Origin of the sequence: Plantibacter sp. T3, from assembly GCF_902506515.1 — a bacterium.
Taxonomy (GTDB): Bacteria; Actinomycetota; Actinomycetes; order Actinomycetales; family Microbacteriaceae; genus Plantibacter; species Plantibacter auratus.
Genome location: NZ_LR733286.1, coordinates 2207062 through 2233230, shown reverse-complemented (window position 1 = coordinate 2233230; position 26169 = coordinate 2207062). Strand labels below are relative to the sequence as shown.

The 26169-nt window shown below is 68.8% G+C and carries 21 protein-coding genes and 1 tRNA gene; 7 read left to right on the top strand and 15 right to left on the bottom strand.

Features of this window, described 5'->3' with window-relative positions:
* Positions 1–39: 39 nt before the first annotated feature.
* The 3 genes from GV015_RS10670 to GV015_RS19305 form a co-directional block, all read right to left on the bottom strand.
* Entirely contained in the window at positions 40–315 is a 276-nt protein-coding gene (locus tag GV015_RS10670) for a DUF3039 domain-containing protein (protein ID WP_064296346.1), read from the bottom strand.
* Between the two features lie 95 nt (positions 316–410).
* Complete coding sequence (locus tag GV015_RS10665) at positions 411–1982, bottom strand: hypothetical protein (RefSeq protein WP_159878286.1); 1572 nt, start codon at positions 1980–1982, stop codon at positions 411–413.
* Entirely contained in the window at positions 1958–3739 is a 1782-nt protein-coding gene (locus tag GV015_RS19305; protein ID WP_371416557.1) for an ABC transporter ATP-binding protein, read from the bottom strand. The genes GV015_RS10665 and GV015_RS19305 overlap by 25 nt, the downstream gene beginning before the upstream one ends.
* Before the next feature lie 271 nt (positions 3740–4010).
* On the opposite strand from GV015_RS19305, the gene GV015_RS10655 reads away from it, so the two are divergent.
* The 5 genes from GV015_RS10655 to GV015_RS10635 all read left to right on the top strand — a co-directional run bounded on the left by GV015_RS10655 (position 4011) and on the right by GV015_RS10635 (position 8862).
* Positions 4011–4703, top strand: a complete 693-nt coding sequence (locus GV015_RS10655) for an NTP transferase domain-containing protein (protein ID WP_064296200.1) — start codon at positions 4011–4013, stop codon at positions 4701–4703.
* 117 nt (positions 4704–4820) lie between these two features.
* Positions 4821–5588 carry an ABC transporter permease gene (locus GV015_RS10650; protein WP_159878284.1) on the top strand — a complete coding sequence of 256 codons (768 nt, stop codon included), beginning with the start codon at positions 4821–4823 and terminating at the stop codon, positions 5586–5588.
* Positions 5588–6346: an ABC transporter ATP-binding protein gene (locus GV015_RS10645; RefSeq protein WP_079705573.1), complete on the top strand. Its 759-nt coding sequence runs from the start codon at positions 5588–5590 to the stop codon at positions 6344–6346. The genes GV015_RS10650 and GV015_RS10645 overlap by 1 nt, the downstream gene beginning before the upstream one ends.
* Positions 6347–6420: 74 nt before the next feature.
* Entirely contained in the window at positions 6421–7302 is an 882-nt protein-coding gene (locus GV015_RS10640; protein WP_159878282.1) for a hypothetical protein, read from the top strand.
* Positions 7303–7386: 84 nt separating this feature from the next.
* Positions 7387–8862: a glycosyltransferase gene (locus tag GV015_RS10635; RefSeq protein ID WP_159878280.1), complete on the top strand. Its 1476-nt coding sequence runs from the start codon at positions 7387–7389 to the stop codon at positions 8860–8862.
* Here GV015_RS10635 and GV015_RS10630 read toward each other — a convergent pair.
* From GV015_RS10630 to GV015_RS10605, 6 genes are all read right to left on the bottom strand, one after another.
* Positions 8783–9991, bottom strand: a complete 1209-nt coding sequence (locus GV015_RS10630) for an acyltransferase (protein WP_124769032.1) — start codon at positions 9989–9991, stop codon at positions 8783–8785. The genes GV015_RS10635 and GV015_RS10630 overlap by 80 nt on opposite strands.
* A gap of 53 nt (positions 9992–10044) precedes the next feature.
* Entirely contained in the window at positions 10045–11346 is a 1302-nt protein-coding gene (locus tag GV015_RS10625; protein WP_079705569.1) for a CDP-glycerol glycerophosphotransferase family protein, read from the bottom strand.
* A 68-nt stretch (positions 11347–11414) separates the two neighbouring features.
* Positions 11415–12299, bottom strand: a complete 885-nt coding sequence (locus tag GV015_RS10620; protein ID WP_079705568.1) for a glycosyltransferase family 2 protein — start codon at positions 12297–12299, stop codon at positions 11415–11417.
* A complete protein-coding gene (locus GV015_RS10615; RefSeq protein ID WP_079705567.1) occupies positions 12299–13126 on the bottom strand; it encodes a CDP-alcohol phosphatidyltransferase family protein in 828 nt (275 codons plus the stop codon). Before GV015_RS10615 ends, GV015_RS10620 begins: the two co-directional genes overlap by 1 nt.
* On the bottom strand, positions 13127–14194 hold the full coding sequence (locus GV015_RS10610; protein ID WP_079705566.1) for a glycosyltransferase family 2 protein: 1068 nt from the start codon (positions 14192–14194) through the stop codon (positions 13127–13129). It lies immediately after the preceding gene.
* 121 nt (positions 14195–14315) lie between these two features.
* Complete coding sequence (locus GV015_RS10605; RefSeq protein WP_159878278.1) at positions 14316–15971, bottom strand: S1C family serine protease; 1656 nt, start codon at positions 15969–15971, stop codon at positions 14316–14318.
* 158 nt (positions 15972–16129) lie between these two features.
* Here GV015_RS10605 and GV015_RS10600 point away from each other — a divergent pair, with 158 nt between their 5' ends.
* On the top strand, positions 16130–17326 hold the full coding sequence (locus tag GV015_RS10600; RefSeq protein ID WP_159878276.1) for an aminotransferase class I/II-fold pyridoxal phosphate-dependent enzyme: 1197 nt from the start codon (positions 16130–16132) through the stop codon (positions 17324–17326).
* Between the two features lie 62 nt (positions 17327–17388).
* Here the strand turns inward: GV015_RS10600 and GV015_RS10595 are convergent, their stop codons facing one another.
* The 4 genes from GV015_RS10595 to GV015_RS10580 form a co-directional block, all read right to left on the bottom strand.
* A complete protein-coding gene (locus GV015_RS10595) occupies positions 17389–18285 on the bottom strand; it encodes a glycine betaine ABC transporter substrate-binding protein (RefSeq protein ID WP_159878274.1) in 897 nt (298 codons plus the stop codon).
* Between the two features lie 72 nt (positions 18286–18357).
* Positions 18358–19365 carry a proline/glycine betaine ABC transporter permease gene (locus GV015_RS10590; RefSeq protein WP_159878272.1) on the bottom strand — a complete coding sequence of 336 codons (1008 nt, stop codon included), beginning with the start codon at positions 19363–19365 and terminating at the stop codon, positions 18358–18360.
* Complete coding sequence (locus GV015_RS10585) at positions 19362–20723, bottom strand: glycine betaine/L-proline ABC transporter ATP-binding protein (protein ID WP_079705561.1); 1362 nt, start codon at positions 20721–20723, stop codon at positions 19362–19364. Before GV015_RS10585 ends, GV015_RS10590 begins: the two co-directional genes overlap by 4 nt.
* Positions 20724–21120: 397 nt before the next feature.
* A complete protein-coding gene (locus GV015_RS10580) occupies positions 21121–21603 on the bottom strand; it encodes an Lrp/AsnC family transcriptional regulator (RefSeq protein ID WP_079705560.1) in 483 nt (160 codons plus the stop codon).
* A 169-nt stretch (positions 21604–21772) separates the two neighbouring features.
* On the opposite strand from GV015_RS10580, the gene ald reads away from it, so the two are divergent.
* Complete coding sequence (gene ald / locus GV015_RS10575) at positions 21773–22876, top strand: alanine dehydrogenase (protein ID WP_159878270.1); 1104 nt, start codon at positions 21773–21775, stop codon at positions 22874–22876.
* An 83-nt stretch (positions 22877–22959) separates the two neighbouring features.
* Here ald and GV015_RS10570 read toward each other — a convergent pair.
* Together GV015_RS10570 and GV015_RS10565 are read right to left on the bottom strand one after the other, a co-directional pair.
* A tRNA-Met gene (locus GV015_RS10570) sits at positions 22960–23033 on the bottom strand.
* A gap of 144 nt (positions 23034–23177) precedes the next feature.
* On the bottom strand, positions 23178–26102 hold the full coding sequence (locus GV015_RS10565) for a UPF0182 family protein (protein ID WP_124769026.1): 2925 nt from the start codon (positions 26100–26102) through the stop codon (positions 23178–23180).
* Positions 26103–26169 lie beyond the last annotated feature (67 nt).

Sequence of the window (26169 nt, the reverse complement as noted above, 5' to 3'; positions counted from 1 at the left end):
GACGACGCGTCTCAGCGTCGGCCGCGGTGCGCTCCAAGCTCAGTCGCGGAGGAGCTTCTCGTAGATCTCCTTGCAGGCCGGGCAGATCGGGAACTTCTCGGGGTCGCGACCCGGCGTCCACTTCTTGCCGCAGAGCGCCTTCACCGGCTTGCCGCTCAACGCCGACTCGAGGATCTTCTCCTTCTTGACGTAGTGCGAGAACCGCTCGTGATCGCCGGGCTCGATGTTCTCGCTCTCGATCAGCTCCTCGAGCTCACGATCCATGATCGCCGTGCTCCCACCGTCGGGCGTGCCACCGGGATCGATCGTGCTCATCTGCTGCTTCGTGCTGTCATGCTGCGCCATGGCTCCATGGTACCGCCGGACGGCACCCGGGTCTCCTGCGGGCCGATCCGGTCGCCGACGTCGGGTCAGTGCGAGCTGGCGAAGCCGACGATCTCGGGGCTGCGACGGTCGAAGACGCGACCGCCGGCGAAGATCCCGATCGCGAGCACCAGGATGCCCGTACCGGCACCGACCGCGAGTGCCCCGAAGTTCCAGTTCGGCTCACCGGTGAGCCCGAGCACGGCCAGCCAGCCGGCGGGAATCGTGAGGAGCACCGTACCGAGCAGGCTCAGGAACTGTGCGGACATACCGCTGCTGCCCGGGACCTGCGGCTGCTGGAACGGGCTGTCGCCGGGAAGCGACGTCGGGTACGGGAACCGCGCGGACACGAAGCTCGCGATACCGGCACCACTGAACAACAGGCACGTGCTCACGCCGATCATGGACGGCAGGGCGTCCCAGTCGCCGTAGAACAGGATGCTCAGCGTCGACCCGACCGCGATGAGCGGGATGCCGATGAGGAGCACCGGGAAGAGCCGGCCGATCCGATCCGATCGTCCGCGGACCCCCGAGGCGACGTGCAACCAGACCGCGGTCGAATCGAAGGCGAGGTCGTTGTGCAGGAGCCAGCCGAGGAACCAGCACACGACCGGGAGTGGGACGAGTGCGAGGACGTTCATCGGGATGCCGGCGACGAGCATGGGCACGAAGAAGATGAAGGGCGCGATCGGGATGATCACGAGGGAGACGAGGTACCGAGGGTCGCGCAGCCAGTAGGTCATGCTCCGAGCGGCGATGGCTCCGGACGGGGAACCGGGGAGCAGATCGAACCAGCCCAGACCGGTGCTGTCGCGGCCCGTCCCGAGGCGTTCCGGCGCCACGAGCAGTCGGGCGACGAACGCCTGCCAGGCGAACCAGAGCAGGGCGATGGTCGCCGCGGTGAGGAGCAGCTTGACGATCGCCGGCGCGATGCCACCGAGTGCGGCATCACCGGGGAACGACCAGACGGCGCCGAGCGGGGTCCAACTGAGGATGTCAGCGACCCGGCCGAGGACGGCGAACCCGTCGCGCTGCCAGTCCACGGTGGTGAGGGCGATGATCGCCGGGGCCACGGCGATGATGAGCACCAGCCCGAGGACACCCATGACCTCCTTGGCGCGACGCGTCGAGAGGAGGCTCGCGGAGATCGAGGTGGCGATCCGGGCCAGGAGCGCGCAGAGCAGCACGCCGAGGACCGCGGAGACCACGGCGAGGACGGCGGGCAGCGGCGACCGCGACCAGGTGACCACCGACGAGGCCGCGAGGACGGCGAGGACGAGCGACGGCACCGACACGAGCGCTGTCACGAGCAAGCCTGCGGACAGGGTGCGGTTGGGCAGCCCGAAGAGCGAGAACGCCCGAGGATCCAGCTGATCGTCGACGCCGAAGACGAGCGGAAGGATGATGAACCCCAGGACGACGGCCGATCCGGCCAGCACGAGCAGGTTGCGGGTGACCTCCGGATCGCCGCCGCGCAGCGCGACGAGACCGGTGCTCGCGAGCACGACGATCCACACGCCGACCGCGATCGCGAGGACGAGCCCGACCAGTCGCCAGGGGCTGCGGCGGAACGCGTTGAGCGTCAGCTGCAGTTTCAGTCGGAGAAGCTGTGCAACCATTCCATTCCCTCTGCCGACTTGCGGCCCCCGGCGAGCTCGACGAACCGCTCCTCGAGCGTGCCCGTTCCGCGCACCTCGTCGACGGACCCGGCGGCCAGCACCTTGCCCTGCACGATGATGGCCACGTGATCGCACACGCGCTGAATGAAGTCCATGCCGTGGCTCGAGAGCACGACGGTTCCGCCGTTGGCGACGTACCGCTGGAGGATCTCGATGACGTTCGCCGCGGAGACCGGGTCGACCGATTCGAACGGCTCGTCGAGGATGAGGAGCCGCGGCGAATGGATGAGTGCGGCTGCCAGCGCGATCTTCTTCGTCATGCCCGCCGAGTAGTCGGAGACGAGACGACCGAGCGCGTCGTCCAGACCGAAGGCACGGGCCAGATCGGCGGTCCGCGACTTGACGGTCGCGGGGTCGAGCCCCCGCAGGACGCCGGAGTAGTACAGGAGCTGGCTGCCGGTCAGGCGGTCGAAGAGCCGAAGCCGGTCGGGCAGCACACCGATCGCCCGCTTGGCCTCGGCGGGATCCTGCCAGACGTCGACGCCCTGGACGGTGATGGACCCTGCGTCGGGACGGAGGAGACCCGTGACCATGGACAGCGTGGTGGTCTTGCCGGCGCCGTTGGGCCCGACGATGCCGTAGAAGGAGCCCCGGCGGACCTCGAGGTCGACGCCGTCGACCGCGACCGTGTCGCCGAACTGCTTGACGAGTCCCGAGATCGACAGGACGACGGGATGTGCGCCGTCGTCGGCAGCCTCGGTGCGCTGCGCCGTCGTCGCCGCAGGCGACGAGGTGGCGGCGGACGGCGGGGTCGCCGCGGGACGACCGACAGGACGCTTGGGGGCTGCCGCCGGAGCGACGACCTCCTCCTGCGGAGGCGCCACCGACACGGACTCCGACGGTGCCGGCGTCGTCTGCGGAGCCGTGTCGTCCGCAGCCTGCTCGGCGGTGGATGAAGCGTTCGTCGGGGTCTCGGTCCGCGCGTCGTCGAGCCGAGGCTCGTCGACGGCGATCCGGTCGGCGGCTTCACGGGAAGACGGCTCGGGCGCGGTCGACGTCGTCGCCCGGTCGACCGATCCCGGTGCGCTGACCTCGTCGAGGACACCGGCGACCGCGGCGGCGGTCTGTTCGGTCTGCTTCGCGGCGCTGGTGCGCGCCGGTGTGCGCTTGGCCGGCGTCCGGGCCGTCGTGGACTTCGTCGTCGAGGTCCGGGCGGTGGTCGTCTTGGCGCCTGCGGCCTTGGTCGCCGGCTTCGCGGCTGCGGGGCGCGCCGTCGTCGACCTGGGCGCCTTCGGGGCGGTGGTCGTCTCGGCCGACTCAGTGCCCTCCGCACCACCGGCTGCAGCAGCCGACTTCGCGGGCGTGCGCTTCGCGGCGGTGGTGCGCGCCGTCGTCGACTTGGTGCCCGTGGTCTTCGCCGTCGAGGTCCGAGCGGTCGTCGAGCGTGCCGTGGTCGCCTTCGGTGCTGGTGTGTTCGCGTCCCCGGACTCGCCCGAGGTCTCGCTCGCCGACGTGGTGCGGGTGCGGGGCGTGCTCGGCCGCTTCGCCGGGGCCTTCGCCGTTCCGGAAGCCCGAGGCGTGGTCGAGCGGGGTGCGCGTTTCGGTGCCGTCGGCGTCGCAGCGCCCTGATCGTCGGAAGCGGTCGTCGGCGCAGGTGCACCAGCGGCGTCGGCGGGGTTCGGCGTGCCCGGACTCGTCGACGTGCCGTCGGCAGGCGCGGGCTGCTGAGCGGGATCTGGCGGAGTCGTGGAAGTCACCAAGCAAACCTACCAACAGCGGCGGCCGCAGCGGACAGCGGAGTCTCAGGCTGAACGGTTGACACATCTCCCCCAAGCTGTGTAAACGCCGGGTGGTCGATCACAAAACGACAACGGACCCTGGGAACCCCTGACAGACGGAGTTCACCGCGGCTAGCCTGTATTTTGGCATAACGGAGTGTCTTTCAATGCACGTCTTGGTTAATCCTCGGTGAATCGTCCACAGCATCGTGGCACCGCGTGATTCCATACCCACACTGAGGAGAACAACGTGACCACCCAGGTAGTGATCCTTGCCGCAGGGATGGGCAGCCGTCTCGGCCGCTCGCTCCCCAAGCCCCTGACCGAGCTCAGCGACGGCCGCACCATCATGCAGCAGCAGTTCGACAACATCCACCACGCGTTCGGAGCGAGCGCCAAGGTGACGATCGTCGTCGGCTACAAGCTCGAGCACATCATCGAGGCCTTCCCCGACGCCTCCTTCGTCTACAACGAGCAGTACGACCAGACCAACACCTCGAAGAGCCTCATGCGCGCCCTCGCGGCGTCTCAGGCCGGCGGCGTGCTCTGGATGAACGGCGACGTCGTCTTCGACCCGGCCGTCCTCGACCGCGCTGCCGCGATGATCGCCAAGGACCGTTCGTTCGTGACCGTCAACACCTCCAAGGTGTCCGACGAAGAGGTCAAGTACACGACGAGCGCCGAGGGCTACATCAAGGAGCTCTCGAAGACCGTCGTCGGCGGGCTCGGAGAGGCCGTGGGCATCAACTACATCTCGTCGCAGGACAAGACGATGCTGCACCGCTACCTGACCAAGGTCGGCGACCAGGACTACTTCGAGCGCGGCATCGAGCTCGCCATCGAGCGCGAAGGCATGCTCGTCGAGCCGGTCGACATCTCCGACCTCTACGCGGTCGAGGTCGACTTCGCCGAGGACCTCGAGCGCGCGAACCTCTTCGTCTGAGGGCCCCGTCCACATCGCACACGAACGCCGTCCCGACGCTGAGCGTCGCGGGCGGCGTTCCTGCGTCGCCTCGATAAGGTTGGTCCCGTGAGTTCTTCTGCTGAAACGCGGCCAAGGATGTCGCGTTCGGCGAGGTATCGCCACGCGCTCTGGATCCTGACCGTCCGAGACCTGCGTGTGCGCTACTCGACGAGCGCGCTCGGCTACGTGTGGTCCATCCTCGACCCCCTCGTCATGAGCGGGATCTACTGGTTCGTCTTCACGCAGGTGTTCCGGCGCGATGTCGGCGAGGAACCGTACATCGTGTTCCTCCTCGCCGCCCTGCTGCCATGGATGTGGTTCACCGGATCGGTGTCCGACAGCACGCGCGCCTTCCTGCGCGAGGCGAAGCTCGTGCGTTCGACGACGATCCCCCGGACCATCTGGGTGAACCGGATCGTGCTGTCGAAGGGCATCGAGTTCCTCGCGGCGCTCCCGGTCCTCGCAGCCTTCGCGATCTTCAGCGGCGCGCAGGTGAACCTCGACATCGTGCTGTTCCCGCTCGCCATCGTCATCCAAGCCGTCCTGACCATCGGGCTCTGCCTGATCGTCGCTCCGCTCGTCGTGTTCTTCCGCGATCTCGAGCGCGCCGTCAAGCTCATCCTGCGGTTCATGTTCTACGCGACGCCGATCATCTACAGCACTATGGCGCTGCCCGACAAGATCGAGCCCTTCGCGGCGTTCAACCCGCTCAGCGGCATCTTCGCGCTGTACCGTTCCGCGTTCTTCCCACAGGAGCTCAACTGGCACCTCGTGGGCGTGTCCGCCGCCATGTCGGCGGTCATCCTCGCGGTCGGTCTCCTCGTCTTCAAGCGCTGCGAGCGCTCCGTGCTGAAGGAGATCTGATGCCCACAGGTAACGCAACCGCGGGTCGGCCGGCGATCTCGGTCGCCGACGCAGGCATCCGGTTCCGGCGCAACCGTGGCGGTCGGCGGAGTTTCAAGGACCTCTTCGCCGGTCGCGACCGTCGCTCGAAGCCGGGCGAGTTCTGGCCCCTGCGCCACGTCTCCTTCGATGTCGCCCCCGGCGAGGCGATCGGCGTCGTCGGCCGGAACGGTCAAGGCAAGTCGACGCTGCTCAAGCTCGTCGCCGGTGTCGTCCTGCCCGACGAGGGCACCGTCGGTGTGCGCGAAGGCGTCGCGCCGCTCATCGAGATCACCGGTGGCTTCGTCAACGACCTGACGGTCCGCGACAACGTGTACCTGACGGCCGGCCTTCACGGCATGTCGCGCCGCGAGATCGACGGGCGTTTCGACGACATCATCGCGTTCGCCGAGATCGCCGACTTCATCGACACCCCGTACAAGCACCTCTCGAGCGGGATGAAGGTCCGCATCGCCTTCGCGGTGATCGCGCAGCTCGAAGAGCCGATCATCCTCGTCGACGAGGTCCTCGCCGTCGGCGACCGGGCGTTCCGCGAGAAGTGCTATCGGCGTATCGAGGAACTCCTCGAGGGCGGGCGGACCCTGTTCTTCGTCTCGCACAACGAGAAGGACCTCAGGCGGTTCTGCACGAGGGGGCTCTACCTCGACAAGGGGGCGCTCGTACTCGACGCCCCGATCGACGACGTGCTCGACCGCTACAACGCCGACTACAACAGCTGAAGCCCGCCAGCAAGCGTCAGTCGACCCGCAGCGGGTCGACGTAGACTGGCCGCCCCGCCCACGAGGAGGTCGTCATGACCGGACCGCAGCAGGGACCCGTTCCGGGTCCCGCCCAGTTCCCCACCGCCGCAGCACAGCAGCCCATGCTGCCCGAGCCGGGATGGGTGCGGGCGCTCGACCGACTGCTCTGGGTCCAGCGACCGGTGGTCGTGGCGCACATCCGGTCGATCCGGCGGATGTACCCGAACGCGACGGCCGACCAGCTCATCCGCGTCCTGGAGCGCCGGTACCTCACGACGGTGACGACGACGGGAGCCGCCGTCGGCGCGACCGCTGTGGTCCCGGCGATCGGGACGGCGACGACCCTCGCGCTCTCCGGTGTCGAGACGGCGGGGTTCCTCGAGGCGACCGCCCTGTTCGCCCAGTCGGTCACCGAGGTCCACGGCATCGCCCTGGCGGATCCGATGCGATCCCGCGCGCTCGTCATGACCATGATGCTCGGCAAGGCCGGAACCGATCTCCTGCGCAACTTCGGATCCCAGGCGGCCGGCAAGGGAGTCCCGCGGCAGGCGTTCTGGGGCCAGACGATCACCCAGGGTCTGCCGTCGATGATCGTGGGTCCCGTCGCCGACCAGCTGCGGGTGCGCTTCGTGAAGCACTTCGCGGCGAGCGGCAGCGCCGGTGTCATCGGCAAGGCGCTCCCCTTCGGCGTCGGAGCGGCCGTCGGCGGTATCGGCAACCACATGCTCGGCCGACAGGTCGTCCGTGCCGCGCGCCAGGCGTTCGGACCGGCGCCGTTCGTCGTCCCACTCGACCTCGAGCCGCGGATGCGGGCCGTCTCCGGCCGGTCGGGCCTCGGGAAGATCCGCGACCAGGTGTTCCGACGCCGGAAGCACCTGTCCATCGAGTCAGGCGGCGATGCGGCCGTCGGCGACGGGTCCGAGCAGCGCCCCTGACCACCCGAGGCGAGCTCCGGATCACTCCCGACCGGGCCGCCCGGGATGCGGCATCCCTCCAGGTCCATCGCGTACCGTCGGAGGGTGAGACTTCCCTTCCTGCGCCGCCCCCAGAAGCCGTTCCCGGAAGGTCGCCACTTCGCGGTGACCTGGGGCCTGTCGGACGACTTCGGCGGCATGACCGAGGCGATGCTCCAGCGCTCCCGCGCGTTCATCAGACTGGCCGACACCCCGGTCGACGTCCTCACCTTCGACCACCGACCGGACTACCCCGAGTTGGCGTCACGGCTGCGCACGCGCGGAGACCTGATCGACGGACTCCGGGTCGTCAACCTCTGGGACTGGCTGCGTGACAACCCTCTGCCGGGTGGGTCCCTCGACCTGGCTCGCCACGGGTTCACCCCGCTCCCCCTGGACGACGTCGGCACGGAACGACGCCGCGGCGACGCCGTCCTCAGCCGCGACCGACACGACGACGCGGGTCAGATCCTGCAGGTGGACGTCTACCGACCGGACGGCACCCTGCTCCTGTCCGACCGCCGCGATACGCGCGAACGGGGCGTGAAGGGCGGCCGCTCGGTCGTCCTCTGCGACGAGCAGGGTCGTCCCGTCCGCTCCTGGGGACGCATCTGGTCCCTGTACCGCGCCTGGTTCGACGCGCTCACCGCGGGCGGGCCGGCCTGGATGATCGTCGACAGCAAGACCATCGCCCCGTTCGTCCTGAGCTACCGGAAGCGCAACGTCGTCACCGCGCACGTCGTGCACGCCTCGCACCTCCAGGGCACGGAACGGCCACACGGTCGGCTGCGGGAGTCGCGGCGAGCGGTGTTCGAGGCGCTCGACGACTTCGACCTCGTCGCGCTCCTCAGTGATCGGCAGCTCGCGGACGTGACGACCATGCTCGGCGAGCACGCCTCGCTCAGTGTCATCCCGAACTCGCGCGAACTCGTCGCCCCGGAGGTCGCACGCGCTCCTCGGCCTCGCAGCCGCGGGATGTTCCTCGGCTCGCTCACGGCCCGGAAGCGGCCGGCGCACGCGATCCGCGCCGTCCTCGCCGCCACGTCCACGGACGGGCCTCCCCCGACGCTCGACGTGTACGGCGGCGGCGAGCTGCTCGACGAACTGCAGTCGCTCCTCATCGCCGAAGACCCGGAGCACCGCGTCGTCCTCCACGGCTACGACCGCTCCGCCCGGCAGCAGCTCGGCTCGGGTTCGTTCCTCGTCATGACCTCGACCTCGGAGGGCTTCCCGCTCGTGCTCATCGAGGCGATGGCAGCCGGGTGTCTTCCCATCGTGGTCGACGTCCCCTACGGACCGGCCGACATCGTCCGCGACGGTTGGAACGGGTTCCTCGTGCCGTCCGCGGAACCGACCGTCGTGTCGGCCGCCATCGAGCGCCTGCTCGCCCTTCCTGAAACCGAGGTCGACGCGATGCGTCGCAACGCCAGAACGACCGCGGAGCAGTACGACGACGAAGCCGTCACCCGTCGGTGGGCTCAGGAGTTGCACGCGGCCGCTCGTCGGAAGAAGCGGAACGCGCTCGTCCCTCGCGTCGGCTGAGCATCCGGGAGCGCACCGCCGCGACCCCCGTCTGCACCCCTCGGCCGACGCGGCGCGCCAGGCCGTGGGACGGACGCTCGACGAGCTGGAAGAACCCGGCGGCGATCAGCAGGCTGAGTGGCACGCCCACGATGCCGACCAGCCACCAGCGCTCATCGCCGAACATGAAGGCGAGCGTGGCCAGGATCGGGGCGTGCACGAGGTACAGGCTGAACGACACCTTGCCGAGCCAGAGGACGGGCGGGGTCTCGAGGAGCCGCCGGGCGAACGGGCTTCCGATGGCGACGACGATGAGACCGGCCGCTCCCACGCCCGACAGACCCCAGAGCGCCTGACCCAGCGTGGAGGAGGACTCGACGAACGGTCGGGAGAGCCAGCTCGCGACGAGCAGGAGTGCGGAGCCGCCCGTGAGCATCGCCCACTGCAGGGGGCTGGACCGATCCGCCGCCCAGGCGCGGAGGTCGTCGAGCCGGACGGCGATCAGCGTACCGATGAAGAACGCCGGCAGGTAGACGGCGGCGTCCAGTCCCGCGACCCGTCCGAGCACCATGATCACGGACATCAACGCAGCGACCGGCCACGCCCAGCGGCGCAGCAACCGAGCGAGCAGGACGGCGATCGGAAGGAGGAGCGTGAAGATCAGCTCCCAGCGCAGCGACCACAGGGTGTTCACCAGGGTGTAGCTCGCCGGTGTCAGGGTGGCCTCCGTCAGGAGGTGCAGCGGGTCGACGCTCGTCGCGTTCGCGTTCGCGATCCACTCACCGGTGGTCACCGAGGCGGGATCCCTCGGGATGAGCAGGATGAGTGCGGCGGCGAACAGCAGCGATCCCCACACGGGGAGGTAGAGCCGCACGAACCGCGCGGCGAAGAACCCCGGCCAGCTCGCGCCGCCTCGCAACAGCGGGAGCGCGACGACGAGACCACTCAGGACGAAGAACACCTGCACCGCCTCGGTGCCGGCGAAGAGCAGCTTCAATGGTGTCTCGGTCGCGATGTCCCAGGCGGGCTCCGAGATCCGGCCCGTCGCGAAGGGTCGTGCGAGCAACGACACGTGGTAGAGCACCACGACGACGCTGGCGACACCACGGACTCCGTCGAGGGAGGCCAGTCGCCCGGAGGACGGATTCACCTGCCCGACCCTACGCGGTTCTCCTGGGCGCGGACTCAACGGCTCAGGGCGCCTCAGGCGCGTCCTTCGTCGTCATCATCCTCGTCTTCGTCCTCATCGTCCTCATGCTCGTCGAGCTCCGGCCGGCCATCGGCGTGCGCGAGGGCGAACCGTTCCCACTCCGACATCAGATGCTCGATGGCGCTGTGGAACCTCGCCGTCGTCACCCCGGGCGTCGTGTCGCCGAAGTAGTACTCGACCCAGTGCTGCAGTCGCGCGACCGTCTCGGGATCACCGAGGAGTCGGTCGACTCCGTCGACGATGTCCGCTGCGTCCGAGGCATCGAGCCATTCACACGACGAGAGGTACCCTCCGGTGTCGATCTCCGCCTCCGGGTTCACGGGACGGGTGATCATGAGCGGCTTCCCGCTCGCGAGGCGGTCGTAGACCATCGCGGAGATGTCGACGATCGCCGCGTCAGCTGCCGCCAGCTGCCAACCGAGGTCGGCACCCGTGTCGACGACGTGCTGGGCTGAGGCGTCCGCTCGGTTCGCCTCCTGGAGCGCGGCCATGATCTCGCGGTTCGCGCTCGCGTACGCCGGATCGACGACACCGCTCCTCGGGTGCGGGCGGTACACGACGCGGTGCCGCCCGGTCGCGATGAGCGCTCGGACGAGGGCCACGCCGTGGCTCGCGATCGAGCCGTATGCCGCGGCCGCGCGGTCGCCCTCCCAGGTGGGCGCGTACAGGACCACGGTCCGCTCGTCGGGCGTGTACGGCAGTTCGCCCGAGTAGTGGTCCGCCTGCGGGCGGCCGATCATGATCGCGCGCTTGTCGAAGTCGTAGTCCCAGAGCACCCGCTCCAGCCGGTTCCTCGCCGCTTGGCCGGCGATGAGGCTGTAGTCGTAGGCCTTGAACTGGTTCGTGGTCATGTACATCTTGTCGCTCTCGCCATGGTTGACGAAGACGTGCCAGCGGGAGCCGTAGCGGAACATCTGGAAGTTCTTGGCGTTCTGGTTGACGTACAGCACGACGCGGATGTCCTGTTCGGCCAGCGTGCGCTCGAGGGCGACGACCGTCCGGACGTAGGCCGTCGGGATCGGCGACTCCTCGAACAGCTTCGCCGCAGCCGTCGCACCGCGACTGAGGATGAGGACGGGCCACTGCTTCGACAGTTCGGCGAGCGGCCGGTACCACTGTCGGATCTGGTACATGTTGACGGCACCGTCCGCGAAGTACACGGCCACCTTGTAGCGCCCCGGCTCGATCACGGGAGCCGCCTGCATCTGCGCCGCGAGGACGGCTCTGGCCCGGCGGTTGGCGAGCAGGTCCTTGGCGAGCGTGATGGCACGACGACCGTCTCTGATCAGTCCCATGTCAGCTCCAGCATCCGTCAAGCGTAACGACGCCAGGTCACGGTGGGATCACGACGGGCCCCCGCCACTCAGATGACCGGAGGTCGCCCTGCGCGCGTCATCCGCCAGACCGTCCGCCAGCGCAGTGGACGACGTTCGCCGGGGTCCGTCCGCCAGCCCTCGCGCCAGCCACCGAACCAGGGACGGAGGGCCTCCGGCTTCCGCCACCACCGGATCACCTGGATCGCGGTCCAGGAGCCCACGTACAGCGGGATGAGCGGCACCGGGAGGTTCCGCCGCGCGAGCCAGACCCGGTTCCGCGCGTTGAGCCGGTAGTAGGCGGTATGCCTCGTCGGTTCGGTCACCGGGTGGTTCGCTTCGAGGGACGCCTCGTACCAGGCTCGCCTCCCCTGGTCCCAGACCCGCCAGGCGAGCTCGATGCCCTCATGCGCGTAGAAGAACGGATCTGCCCATCCACCGACGGCGTCGAACACCGACCGCGGCAACAGGACGGCCGCTTCGAGGCAGGAGAACACGGCGCTCGAATGCCCGGGGTCCTTGTCGCGGGTGCGCGGCACCCAGCGGGACGGCGTCGCTGCACCGTCCGCGTCGGCGAGCCGGGGCTGGATGAGGCCGATGGAGCGGTCCGCGTCGAGCATCGCAATGGCGTCGCGGAGGAAGGTGGTGGACGGGATGGTCGCGTCGTCGTCGAGGAAGAAGACGAACTCCCCCTGCACGGCGTCGGCACCACGGTTGCGGCCGGCCGGGATCCCGAGGTTCTCCGACAGGGCCAGGCCTCGAGCGCCGTGCGGAAGTCCGGTCGGCTGCCAGCCGTTGCCGACCACGACCACGTCGAGCTCCACCGCTTGCTGGGCGAGCACGCTCTCCACGGCTGCGGTGAGTTCGACCGGGCGGGTCCCCTGCGTCAAGACCACGACGCCGACGGAGCGCGTGACCGGGATCGGGCCGGACATCACGCGTGGAGCCGCTTCGACGAGACGATCGCGATGAAATGCCCGACGAGCGTCAGGAACGCGAGCGGAACGAGGATCGCGAGCACCCAGCGCATCGCCTCGACGTCGCCGACGAACAGGCCGACCACGGAAGCGGCGAAGATCACCATGGTGAGCTCGACCGAGTGGAACAGCCGGTGGAACGGGAGGAACCGCGCCACCGTCCGCGCCGTAGCGAGCAGTCCCCCGCGCGGCGCCGACTCCTCGGTCGAGTAGGTGAGTTTCGGCGCCCCGAACCCGGCGCGGGCGACCCGCACCATGTCGTTCAGCGCCTTGTTGAGGACGACGAACAGCGCGAGTGCGAATCCGAGGGTGATCCAGACGAGGTCTTCGGGCGCATCGACCGGCCACGCGGCGGCACGGATGCCGAGGGCGATCGCGATGAGCGACTCGGTGGAGTAGTGGCCGACGGAGTCCAGGAACGCACCGGCCGGACTCGACGTCCGCCGCCAGCGCGCGACCTCACCGTCGCAGCAGTCGACGAGCATCTGCGTCTGGCCGAGCACGAGCGCGAGGGCCGCGCCCCCGAATCCGGGGATGAGGAGCGCGGCGGCCGTGGCCCACCCGGTCAGGATCATCAGACCCGTCACGCCGTTCGCGCTGATGCTCGTGCGCAGCAGCAACCACGTGACGTACGGCGACAGGTCTCGCAAGTAGAGGTCGGCCGTCCAGTGCTCGGCGTTCTTCCGCGCGCGGACCTCCGGCGGTTGCGCCACGGCACGGAGCTCGGCGATCGTCCGCGGGGGCGTGAGCCTCGGACCGGTTCCGGCCGTGCTGGGATCCGACATCTAGACCGCCTTCGGTGGATTGCGCAGCGCGGAGATACCCTTCGCGAGCGAGCCGTAGCCGAGCACGAACCCCGTGCCCCAGCAGAAGTGGATGCACGGCAGGACGGCGAGCATCCAGAGGCTCGTGCGTACCCCGTCCCGCCCGGTGACGACGATGCTCGCGAGCAGCACGATGGCCGCATAGGCGATGGGGGCCGCGAACCCGAGGAGCAGCCACGGCGTCGCCCCCGCACCCAGCTGGACCAGGCCTCCGAGCCCGAGCAGCGTGCCGAGCACGATACCGAGCACCAGGACCGGCGGCGCGAAGTAACGGAGCGTGCCGCGGGTGGGGAAGCTCCGGCTGAGCTCGCCGCGCCAGAGTCCGGTGGAGAAGAACTGCCGCGCCAGGGCGCGCATGCTCGCACGCGGGCGGTAGACGACGCGCAACGCGGGCGTGAACCAGACGAGGCCGCCGGCCTGCTTGATCCGGCGGTTGAGCTCCCAGTCCTGTCCGCGTTTGATGCGCTCGTCGAACATGCCCACCCGCATGAGCATCTCGCGGTCGAAGACCCCGAGGTAGACGGTGTCGGCAGGCCCCTCTCGACCGCCGACGTGGTGGGGTGTGCCGCCGAGCCCGACGCGCGAGCCATACGCCCGCGCCACCGCCGTCTCGAAGCTCGTACGCCCTTGGGCGTCCATGATCCCGCCGACGTTCTGCGCCCCCGTGCGGAGCATGGTCTCGACCGCGAGTCGCGCGTAGTCGTCGGGCAGCTCCGAGTGGGCGTCGACCCGGATGACGATCGGATGCGTCGACGCGGCGATCGCCAGGTTGAGTCCGGCCGGGGTCGACCCGACGCGGTTCTCCAGCACGTGGATGCGCGGGTCGGCCGCCTGGAGCTCTCGGACGAGCTCGGTCGTGCCGTCGATGCTCGGCCCGACGGCGATCGTGATCTCCACGTCGCCGGCGTAGTCCTGCGCCAGGAGGCTGTCGACGGCTGCCCGGACGTGGCGGACGTCGTTCAACACCGGCATCACGTAGGAGACTCCGGGCGACGACGGTGCGTCGGCCTGGCCTGTGTCGTTCGACATGGGGGTTCACTCCGTGTTTCGTTCGATCGAGCCTAGCAGCCGGTCGTCGGGGTGGCCCGGACGCGGAGGACGCCCGCACGGAGGCCGTGCGGGCGTCCTCCGGGGCCTGACGCCCCGGGTGTCAGAGCGCGAGCTCGCCGAGCGTGACCTCGGCGGTCTGCGAGTCGTTGCCGCGGGTGAAGGTGAGCTTCGCCGTCGCCCCCGCCGCGAGCGCCCGCACCTGAGCGGTGAGGTCGTTCGCACCCGTGACCGGGACGCCGTTGAACTCGGTGACGATGTCCCCAGACTTCAGACCCGCGGCCTGCGCGGCGCCGTTGTCGGTGACCTTGTCGATGAGCGCGCCGGCGACCGTGCTCTTGGCGTCGCTCGAGGCGTCCTTCACGGTCGCGCCGAGCAGGCCGTGGGTCGCCTTGCCCGTCTTGATGATCTCGTCCGAGACGCGCTTGGCGATGTTCGCCGGGATGGCGAAGCCGACGCCGATGCTGCCGCTCTGCGACGACGAGTCGGTGCTTCCGGCGCTCGCGATCGCGACGTTGACCCCGATGAGCTTGCCGGTGCCGTCGACGAGCGCGCCGCCCGAGTTACCGGGGTTGATCGCCGCGTCGGTCTGGATGACCGCGATCGAGATCGAGGAGGTCGGCGCGGTCGGGGTGGTCTGCCCGGGGACGTCGAAGTTCCACGGGCTCTGGTTGTCGCCGTTGGAGTCGCCGGACCCGCCGTCGTCGCTCGATCCGGAGTCCGGAACAGCGGAGGAGGCGACGGTGATGCTCCGGTTGAGCGCGCTGACGATGCCGTCGGTGACGGTCCCCGCGAGTCCGAGCGGCGCACCGATCGCGACGGCCGTCTCGCCGACGTTGAGCTTGTCGGAGTTCGCGAACTCCATCGGGCTGAGACCCGAGGCGTCCTCGAGCTTGATGACCGCGAGGTCGTAGATCGGGTCCGTGCCGACGATCTTGGCGTTGTACAGCTTGCCGTTCGCATCGGTGACCCGGATGGTCGGGTCGGCGACCTGGCCGTCCAGGGTGACCACGTGCGTGTTCGTCAGGACGTAACCGTCCTTGCTGAGGATGATCCCCGAACCGGTACCGGCGCTCTGCCCGCCCTGGACCGAGAGGGTCACGACGCTCGGCCCTGCCGTCGCGGCGATGGCCGTGGTCAGGCTCACGTCGGCGTCGTCGTTGATGGTGAACGCCTTCGAGCCAGCCTCGTTGCTCGAGACACTCGACTTCGTCGCGTTCGTGACCCAGAGCGTCGCCCCGGCGCCGGACGCTCCTCCGATGAGGGCGCCGACGGCGAGCATCGCGACCATGCCCGCCAGCGGGCGGTTGGTCTTCTTCGTCCGAGCTGCCGGTGGTGTCGGGACGCCAGGGTGCTGCCCGGTCGGCTGCTGGGCGTACGGGGACGCACCGTAGGGACCGTGCTGCTGACCAGGCTGGGCCGTGGGCTGCTGGCCGGTGGGCTGCTGGTACGCGGCGTACGGGTTCGGCTGCTGCTGACGGGAGAAGGCTGCGGCCGGGTGCTGCGGCGCCTGCTGGTACGGCGAGCCTTGCTGGGCCGCGCCGTAGAGCTGCTGCGTCGGCTGACCAGTTGGCGGTGCGGCCGGAGGCATCGCGGTCGGGGGCGGGAAGTACGCTCCTGAGGTCGACGGCCGTGCCTCGCCCGCGGGAGGCACTGTGCCACCCGCCTGCTCAGCGGGTGCGGACTGCGGCGCGGTCTCACCGTTCGGGGTGGACTGGGGGTGTTCGGCGGGCTGCTGTCCGTCTGCGGTGTCGGTCATGGCGATTCTGCTCCTTCCAAGCGCAGTCAGCTTCCCGTGCTGAGCTGAGTGTTTCATTCGCGCCCGCTGTGCGCCGGCTAGGGCTTCGCCGCAAGGACCTGCGCACGGTGTCCTAGATTGGGAGCGGCCCGCGCCCGCGGCCACGGAGGGAGATCGACATGGTGGTTGACGGACCCTGGCGGCGCACCGCCGAAGGCGCCGGCCTCGTCAACGAGGACGGACACGTCTCCTCGACGATCTTCGCGGAGATGAGCGCGCTCGCGATGCAGACCGGAGCCGTCAACCTCGGCCAGGGGTTCCCCGACGAGGACGGACCCGAAGCGGTCCTGGCCGAAGCGGTCGCGGCCATCGAGCGCGGCGAGAACCAGTACCCACCCGGCCCGGGCACCCTCGACCTCCGCACCGCGATCAGCGAGCACCAGCGACGGTTCTACGGTCTCCAGCCCGACCCGCAGGGAGAGGTGCTCGTCACCGCCGGAGCGACCGAGGCGCTCGCCGCTACCCTGCTCGCCCTCGTCGAGCACGGCGACGAGGTCGTGACCTTCGAGCCGTTCTACGACGCGTACGGCGGACTCATCGCCCTCGCCGGCGGCCGGCACCGGACGGTCAAGCTGCGCGCACCCGACTTCCAGCCGGACCCGGACGAGCTCCGCGCCGTCGTCACCGACCGGACCAGGATCATCCTGGTCAACACGCCGCACAACCCGACCGGCACCGTCCTCGACCGCGCGACGCTCGACCTGATCGCCGAGTTGGCGGAGCGCCACGATGCGATCATCGTGACGGACGAGGTCTACGAGCACTTGACCTTCGACGTCCGACACGTCCCCGTCGCGACCCTGCCGGGTGCCGCCGGACGTACACTCACGATCTCGTCCGGTGGCAAGACCTTCAGCACGACCGGGTGGAAGATCGGCTGGTTGAGCGGACCCCGCGAACTCGTCTCGGCCGTCTCGACGGTCAAGCAGTACCTCAGTTACGTCAACGGCGCACCGTTCCAGCCGGCGATGGCGACCGGACTCCGACTGCCCGACGCCGCGTTCACGGCCATCGCCGACGGCCTGCGCGGCAAGCGGGACCTCCTGAGCGCGGGCCTCTCCGCCGCCGGTTTCAACACCTTCCGACCGGACGGCACCTACTTCATCGTGGCCGATGCGACCCCGTTGGGCTTCGACGATGCTGCAGCGTTCTGCCGGGCACTGCCCGAGCTCGCCGGCGTCGTTGCGGTGCCGCTGTCGGCGTTCTGCCTCGACCGGCACGACCCGGACTACGCGTCACTGGTCCGGTTCGCGTTCTGCAAACGCGTCGAGGTGCTGGAGCGGGCCGTCGACGGCCTCGCCCGACTCCGCAGCTGACGCTCCGATGCACAAGACGACGGGCACCGGATCGCTCCGGTGCCCGTCGTCTCGTCGATCCGCTACTTGGTGAGCGAGTCGACGTACTCCTGGTTGTCGCTGATCCACTGCTTGACGACCGGCGCGTAGTCCTTCGAGTCACCCTCGTTGAACATCGCGTTCTCGAGCGAGAACAGTCGCTCTGAGTCGAAGTCGAAGTTCTTCAGCCACCCGGCGAGCGTCGGGTACTCGTCCGCGAAGTCGGCCTTGCCGAAGCTGTGGATGCCTTCGGCATCTCCGAGGGCGCCCTTCGGGTCCTCGAGGTCCTTGATCGGGAACGCGTCGTAGGCCCAGTGCGGACGCCACAGCGTGACGGCGATGTTCTCGCCGGCGTCGGTCGCGGCCTTCAGCTCCGAGAGCATGGCCGGGGTGCCCGAGGTCAGGAACTCCCAGTCGTCGAGGCCGTACTCGGGGATGACCTTGTCCTGGGTGGCCTCGGTCAGTCCGGCACCGGGGTCGATGCCGACGAGCCGGCTGTCGAAGAGGTCCGCGTTGGCCGCGAGGTCCTCGAGCGAGTCGACAGGGGCGTCCTCGTTGACGGCGATCGTGAGCTTGGCGTCGGTGTTCCAGGCGCCGAGGTCGACGACGTCGTCACCGAACTTCTCGATGTAGCTCGCGTGCGTGGTCGGCAGCCAGACGTCGAGCGTCAGGTCGTAGTCACCGGTGCTGAGGCCGGAGAACACCGGGGCGGGCTCCGCCTCCTCGAGGGTGACGTCGTAGCCCTGCTCCTCGAGCACGGCCTTCCACAGCTCGGAGGCAGCGATGCCCTCGTCCCAGCCGCTGAACACGGCGATGGTCACCGCCTGCTTGTCGCCGTTCTCGAGCGTCTCGTCCGAGGCGCCCGCGGAGCAGCCGGAGATGGCGAGCGTCGCCGCCGCCCCCGCTGCGATGGTGGTTGCGATCTTGGTGCGGTACTGCATGTTCGATGATTCCTTTCGTCCCGCGTGACGCGGGGATCGGTGTCGTCGGGTGGAAAGCTGTGTGCCGGTGGGTCACCGCACGGTGGTCGGCGACTCGGCGGGAGTGCGCTGCTCCTCACCTGAGGCGGTGCTGTCGGTCGTCGTGGTGCTCGAGGCAGGCGCCGGTCGGATCCCGCCGGGCGAGGACGGGGCAGCCTTCATGCGCTTCCCACGCTGTTTGCGACCGCTGCCGAGGGAAGCCGTGAGACGGTCCAGGAAGATCGCCAGGATGACGACCGACAGGCCCGCTTCAGAGCCGAGCTGGATGTCGATCCGGGAGAGGCTCTTGACGACGTCGCCACCCAGACCGCCGGCGCCGACCATGCCGGCGATGACGACCATGGAGAGCGAGAGCATGATGACCTGGTTGACTCCGGCCATGATGTTCGGCATCGCGAGCGGCAGCTGGATCTGGCGGAGGATCCGCCACGAGGAAGCACCGAACGCGTTGCCGGCCTCGACGACCTCGCGGTCGACGTTGCGGATCCCGAGTTCCGTGAGACGGACGGCCGGGGCCAGCGCGAAGACGATCGTCGCGACGATGCCCGGGACGACACCGATGCGGAACAGGATGAGCGCGGGGATGAGGTAGACGAACGCCGGAGTCGTCTGCATGAAGTCGAGCAACGGCCGGATGATCGACGACGCGACCTTCGAGCGTGCCGCCAGGATGCCGAGCGGGATCCCGATCACGATGGCGATGAGTCCGGCCACGAGCACGAGCGAGAGCGAGTCCATCGCGTTGTCCCACTGCTCGACGCCGACGATGATCAACAGCCCGACCGCGGAGCCGACGGCGAACACCGGGCCTCGTGCGACGAAGGCCAGCAGGGCGGCGACGATGATGATCACCCAGAACGGCGGACCGCTGAGCACGAGGTCGACGCCGTCGTACAGCCCCTGGAAGACGCTCCGGATGACGTCGAAGACGGGCTGGAAGACGTCGGTGATGAAGTCGACGAAGGCTTCGACCCACGCACCGATCTCGGGGCGGGTGATGGCGTCCAGGAACCCGGACGACTGGAGACGGATGCCGTTCATCGGACACTCCCTTCCGGCAGGATCGCTGCCGGTTCGGCGGCGCTGGTCTCGATCGACGAGGTCACGTCATCGGGGTGCTGCGGGTCCTCCGCGGTCGACCGCAGGGTCGCCGTGATGAGCTCGACGGGCACCGTCGCCGGCGGCCCGACGAGGCTGATCTCGTCCGTGTTGGTCGGGACGTTACCGACGGCGGCGAGCAGGGTCACCCGCGGGACGACGCCGAGCAGGCGCGTCCGCTCGTCCACGACCGCGACGGGCAGGGCACTCTCGACGGCGGACTCGAAGAGGTCGACGAGCGCCGCCTCCGGCGAGACCGTGGCGAGGTCGGCGGTGATGACGCTGCCGAGCTCGTGGTCGCCCGCACGGACGAGACGCAGCACGTCCTTGTCGCGGACGACGCCGAGGAGCTGCCGACCCGGACCGACCACGAAGGCGGTCGAGGTCTGCAGGTCGCGCATGATGCGCAGGGCAGCCCTGGGTCCGGCGGATGCGGAGACGACGGAGCGCGCGGGTTCCATCACGCCACCGGCGGTCAGGACGCGGGCGCGGTCGACGTCCTGGACGAACTGGGCGACGTAGTCGTTCGCCGGGTCGGTCAGGATGTCGTTCGGGGTGCCCACCTGGACGATCCGGCCGTCGCGCATGACGGCGATCCGGTCGCCGAGGAACATCGCCTCGTTGAGGTCGTGGGTGATGAACACGATGGTCTTGCCGAGCTCGGCCTGCAGCTCGACGAGCTGCTCCTGCATCTCGCGGCGGATGAGGGGATCGAGCGCGGAGAACGCCTCGTCCATGAGGAGGATGTCGGTGTCCGAGGCGAGTGCGCGGGCGAGGCCGACGCGCTGCTGCATCCCACCCGAGAGCTGGCCCGGGAGCTTGTCCTCCCAGCCTGCGAGCCCGACGCGCTCGACGACGGCCTGGGCCCGCTCGCGTCGTTCAGCGGCCGGAACACCCTTCACCTCGAGTCCGTAGGCGGCGTTCTCGAGCACCGTGCGGTGCGGCAGCAGGGCGAAGTGCTGGAAGACCATCGAGATGTTGTCCTGTCGGACCGCACGCAGCTGCTTCGAGGACACCCCCGAGATCGGCTTCCCGGCGATGGTCACGGTGCCCGCCGTCGGCTCGAGCAGGCCGTTGAGCATCCGGATCAGCGTCGACTTGCCCGAGCCGGAGAGGCCCATCACGACGAAGATCTCGCCCTGCTTCACCTCGAACGAGGCGTCGATGACGGCTGCGGTGGTCCCGCCGGAGGCGAGTTCGTCACGCGAGGCACCGGCCTGCAGGCGTTTCACGGCTTCCTTCGGCTTCCTGCCGAAGACCTTGTACAGTCCCGTCGCGGAGACGGCAATCGTTTCGGTCATGTGTTCTCCTGGAAGCGCACGCGGAACCGCGGTGCGCTCTTCCTGTCGATCGTCAGGCCGGGTCGAACGGCTCTCGATCCGCCCCATCGGCGCACTGATGGACAGCGCGCGGGCTCGGATCACGTGGGGCGACAACGGCTACCGCGTGGCGTTCGACCGTACGTCCAGCACGCCGTCACGGGGCGACAGGGGGCGGGACGCGGTTACGTAGGTCAGCCCTTGCGGGCCGTCGACAACGCTAACGAAACTCACAGCTGCTGGCTAATCGACGATCCCCCAAAAGGCGGACATCGCGCACGGCCTCCGTGGCAAAACCGAACATGGTCAGGGTTTTCCGCCCGAGTCCTTCGTTATGCGTTCGTGACCTTCGCCCGGCCGGTACAGCCGCGGATCGCCCTCACTCCCCCACCGCGACGCCGATGAACGAGTGATCGAACACCAGGCTCGTGCGGGTCGAGGCGACCGTCGGATCGGCCGACAGGTGCTCGACGACGAAGTCGCGGATGTGGGCGCTGTCCCGCGCCGCGAGATGGATGACGAAGTCCTCGGAGCCGCCGAGGAAGAACACCTGCACGACCTCCGGGAGCTGTCGGATGCCGGCGCTGAACTCGGCGATACGGGCGCGAGCCCCCGCCCTGATGTTGACGCTGATGAGCGCCTCAAGACCGAGCCCGACCGCGACCGGATCGATACGCGCCGAGAACCCCGTGATCACGCCGCGGTCGACGAGCGACCGCACTCGGGCGACACACGTCGAGGGGGCGATGCCGACGAGCTCCGCCATGCGGGCGTTCGTCATGCGTGCGTTCTCCTGCAGGAGCCGCAGGAGTGCGTGGTCGACGTCGTCGAGGTCCGCGCGTCCGTGCAGATTGTTCGTCATCCTGCGCCCACTCTCCTTTTCAGCCGAATCATCATCGAGTTCAGACACGAATTCCGCAAAAACTGCGGTGTTCATTTGGCTGAAACGCAGCAACCCCAGAATAGTCCCACACCGTCCACCGACGAGCGGGAGAGCCGAGCCTTGGCCCAGCCTGCGAGAGGAACCAGCCATGCGAATCGGCATCCCCACGGAGATCAAGAACAACGAGAACCGGGTCGCGGCGACGCCCGGCGGCGTCCACGAACTCGTCCGACACGGCCATGAGGTCGTCGTCCAGGCGGGCGCCGGCCTCGGGTCCGGCAATCTCGACGAGGCGTATCGTGCCGCCGGCGCGACCATCGCCACCGACGCGGCCTCCGTCTGGGCGGCGGGCGACCTCCTACTCAAGGTGAAGGAGCCCGTCGCCGCCGAGTACGACTTCCTGCGGGCCGACCAGACGCTCTTCACCTACCTCCACCTCGCGGCGGACCGTCCGCTCACCGACGCCCTGATCGCCTCTGGGACCACCGCGATCGCCTATGAGACCGTGCAGCTACCCAACCGCTCCCTCCCGCTCCTGCAGCCCATGAGCGAGGTCGCAGGACGACTGTCCACGCAAGTCGGCGCCTACCACCTCATGCGCGCCACCGGTGGACGAGGGATCCTGCTGGGCGGCGTGCCCGGAACCCCCAAGGCGAAGGTCGTCGTCATCGGCGGCGGGGTCGCCGGCGAGCACGCCGCGGCCAACGCGCTCGGCATGCAGGCGGACGTCACGATCATCGACATCTCCATCCCTCGCCTGCGGGAGCTGGAGAACCGCTTCAGCGGGCAGATCCAGACCAGGCCGTCATCGGCTTACGAGATCGCGGAGCAGCTCCGCGACGCCGACCTCGTCATCGGCTCGGTGCTCATCCCCGGGGCCCAGGCCCCGAAGCTCGTCACCGACGCCATGGTGGCGGACATGAAGCCCGGCTCGGTGCTCGTCGACATCGCCATCGACCAGGGCGGCTGCTTCGAGGGCTCACGGCCGACGACGCACGACGACCCCACGTTCCGGGTCCACGACAGCCTCTACTACTGCGTGGCCAACATGCCCGGTGCCGTCCCGGAGACCTCGACGCGAGCGCTGACCAACGCCACCCTCCGGTACGCCCTCGCCATCGCCGACCAGGGCACGAACGACGCCGTGGCGGCCGACGCAGCACTCCGCGCGGGCGTCAACATCCACGCGGGTGCGGTCACCAACGCCGGCGTGGCCGCGGCGTTCGGCCTCCCCGTCGTGACGATGGGCTGATCCACAGCCCGCCGACGGCGGGCGATCATCCCCGGAAACGACGAAATCCCGGTCTCGAGGAGACCGGGATTTCATCTTTTCTGTTGCAGGGGCAGGATTTGAACCTACGACCTCTGGGTTATGAGCCCAGCGAGCTACCGAACTGCTCCACCCTGCGGCACAAGAGATAAACCTAGCATGCATTCTGAGGGCGTGCAAATCGCGTGCCGCTGAGCACTCCGATTCCGGCCGAATCCCTCCTCCTGGAACGCCGAACGGCGCCGCCCGTCAGGGCGACGCCGTTCGGATTGCAGGCTCGGAATCAGCCGTTCAGCAGTGCCAGCGCCTGCGCCAGTGCGTCGGAGATCTTCTTGTCCGCCACCCCGTAGGCAGCCCAGTCACCGCTCGCCATGGCCGCGTCCTTCTCGACCATCGCGGCCTTCGCCTGGTCGAGCAGCGTCTTGATCTGCGCGTCCACCGTCGGGTCACCCGTGCTCGGGGTCGAGCCCGTGTCGGTTCCGCCGCCGGTGTCCGTGCCGTCCGTCGGGGGCGTCGTGCTGTCGCCCGGGACGTTCGTGTCACCCGCATCCGCACCCGAGTCGCCGCCGAACAGGACGTCGAGCGCCTCGTCCAGCGTGTCCTCGAAGGCGATCTGGTCGCCGAAGGCGACGAGCACCTTCTGCAGGAGCGGGAAGCTCGTGTCGCCGGTGGACTTCACGTAGACCGGCTGCACGTAGAGCAGACCGCCACCGACCGGCACGGTCAGCAGGTTGCCGTTCAGCACCTCGGTCTGACCCTGCTTCAGGATGTTGATCTGGCTCGACACGCTCGGATCGGAGTCGAAGGTGTTCTGCACCTGGCCGGGGCCCGGTACGGTGTCGTCCTTCGGCAGGGTCAACAGCCTGATCTTGCCGTAGTCGGAGCTCCGCTTGCCGTCCTCGGCGCCGGCGTTCGCATCGACCGCGAGGTAGCCCGTCAGCACGTTCCGCGACTGCTCACCGCCCTGACGCGGGATGAACGTGGAGTACAGGGAGAAGGACGGCGCGTCCTGCTCGGGCAGCTGCATCGTCAGGTAGTACGGCGGCTGGTACTTCTTCTCGGTGTCGGTCGACTGCGGGTCGTTGGGGGTGACCCACGCGTCCTCGCTCGAGTAGAACGATCCGGCGTTGGTGACGTGGTACTGGCCGAGCACCGAACGCTGGACCTTGAAGAGGTCGGCCGGGTACCGGACGTGGCTCATGAGATCGCCGGACATGTCCGACATCGGCTTGACCGTCGACGGGAACACCTTCTGCCAGGTCTTGAGGATCGGATCCTGGTCGTCCCAGCTGTAGAGCGTCACCTTGCCGTCGTACGCGTTGACGGTGGCCTTCACCGAGTTCCGGATGTAGTTGACGTCGTCGAGCGCGTAGTTCTGCGCCGGCGTGACCGAGTCGGAGATCGTGTCGGACAGGCTCACGGTCTTCGAGTAGGGGTAGCTGGCGCTCGTCGTGTAGCCGTCGACGATCCAGACGATCTGACCGTCCACCACGGACGGGTAGGGGTCGGAGTCGAGCGTCAGGTAGGGAGCGACCTTCTGGACCCGGGTGAGCGGGTCGCGGTCGTAGAGGATCTGCGACTGGCTGTTCACGGAGTCGGAGAGGAAGATCTGCTCCGACTGGAACTTGAGCGCGTAGACGAGCTTCTTGAAGACGTTGTCGAGCTTGGGCCCGCCATCACCGTCGAAGGTCGTGTAGGTCTGCGACTCACCCTGGGTGCCCGACGGGTAGTCGAGCTCCACCGGGTCCGCGCCCTTGGGAGCGCCGACGATGGAGTAGTCCGGCGACTGCTCACCGAAGTACACGCGCGGTTCGAAGTCGCCGAGCGCGCCGGTGGTGGGGATGCCCGACTCGAGGAAGACCGGCTCACCGGAGGCCGAGCGCTGGTTGCCGTAGGCCGCGACCAGACCGTACCCATGGGTGTACACGACCGTGTTGTTGATCCACGACTGCGAGTTGTCGAGGCCGGCGACGTTCAGCTCGCGGACCGCGACGACGGCGTCCTGCGTCTTGCCGTCGATGTTGTAGCGGTCGACGTCGAGCTGCTTGTCGAAGGAGTAGAACTGCTTGAACTGCTCGAGCTGCGCGACCGAGGCGCTCACGAGCGACGGGTCGATGATCCGGATGTTCGCCGTGGTCTCGGCGTCCTGACGGAGCGCTCCGGGGGTCGCGTCGGTGGTGGCCGCGTACTCCTCCTCCTCGACGTCGGCGATCCCGTAGGCGTCGCGGGTCATGTCGATGTTCCGCTTGATGTACGGCGTCTCGAGGCTCTTCGCGTTCGGCTCCACCTGGAAACGCTGGACGATCCACGGGTAGAGGCTGCCGACGATGAGGGACGCGACGATGAGCAGCGCGGTACCGACGAGCGGCAGACGCCAGCGGCCGGTGAACGCGGTGACGACGAACAGGACGGCGACCATGAGCGCGATGCCGGCGAGGATGACCCGACCGGGGATGGTCGCGGCGACGTCGGTGTACGAGGCACCGGTGATGAGCGTGCCGGTGTCGTTCAGCGTCGTGTACTGGTCGAGCCAGAGGCTGACGGCCTGCAGGATCAGGTACAGCGCGGCGAGCACCGAGATCTGCACGCGGGCCGCCATGGAGATCCAGACCTCACGGCTGACCACCCGGATGCCTCCGTAGAGGTAGGTGACGACGGCGGTTGCGATGAGGGCGATCAGGACGACCGCCGAGGAGAAGGCGACCACGGCTTGGAAGAACGGCAGGTCGAAGAGGTAGAACGACACGTCGAGGTTGAACTGCGGGTCCTTGGTACCGGACGGGGTGCCGTTCATCCACAGCAGCACCAGCTGCCAGCGCGAGGCCGCGGCGACACCGCCGAAGAGCCCGAAGAGCGCCGGGATGCCGTAGGTCGCGAGTCGGCGGAGCGGCTCGACCACCTGCTGGTAGCGGTCGACCTGCGAGCTGAGCTTCGCATAGACCGGACGGGTCCGGTAGGCGATCTCGATGGCCAGCCAGACGGGGAGGGCCATCCCCACGAACCCGACGAGGAACATGGCGATCGCCGCGATCCACTGCGTGGTCAGGACCTCGGTGAAGCCGAGCTGTTGGAACCACAGCAGGTCGGCGTAGAACCCCGAGAACACGAAGAACCCGATGAGGAGCGCGGCGATGATCGCCACCGTGATCGCGATCGGGGCGCGTCGGCGCTGAGTGGACAGGGGCTTCTCTGCTGCTGCGGATGTCACGTGTGGCCTCTTCAGATAGGGGTCGTCCCACCCATCCTAAAGCGGCCGGGCTGGGAGAGCGCCCGAA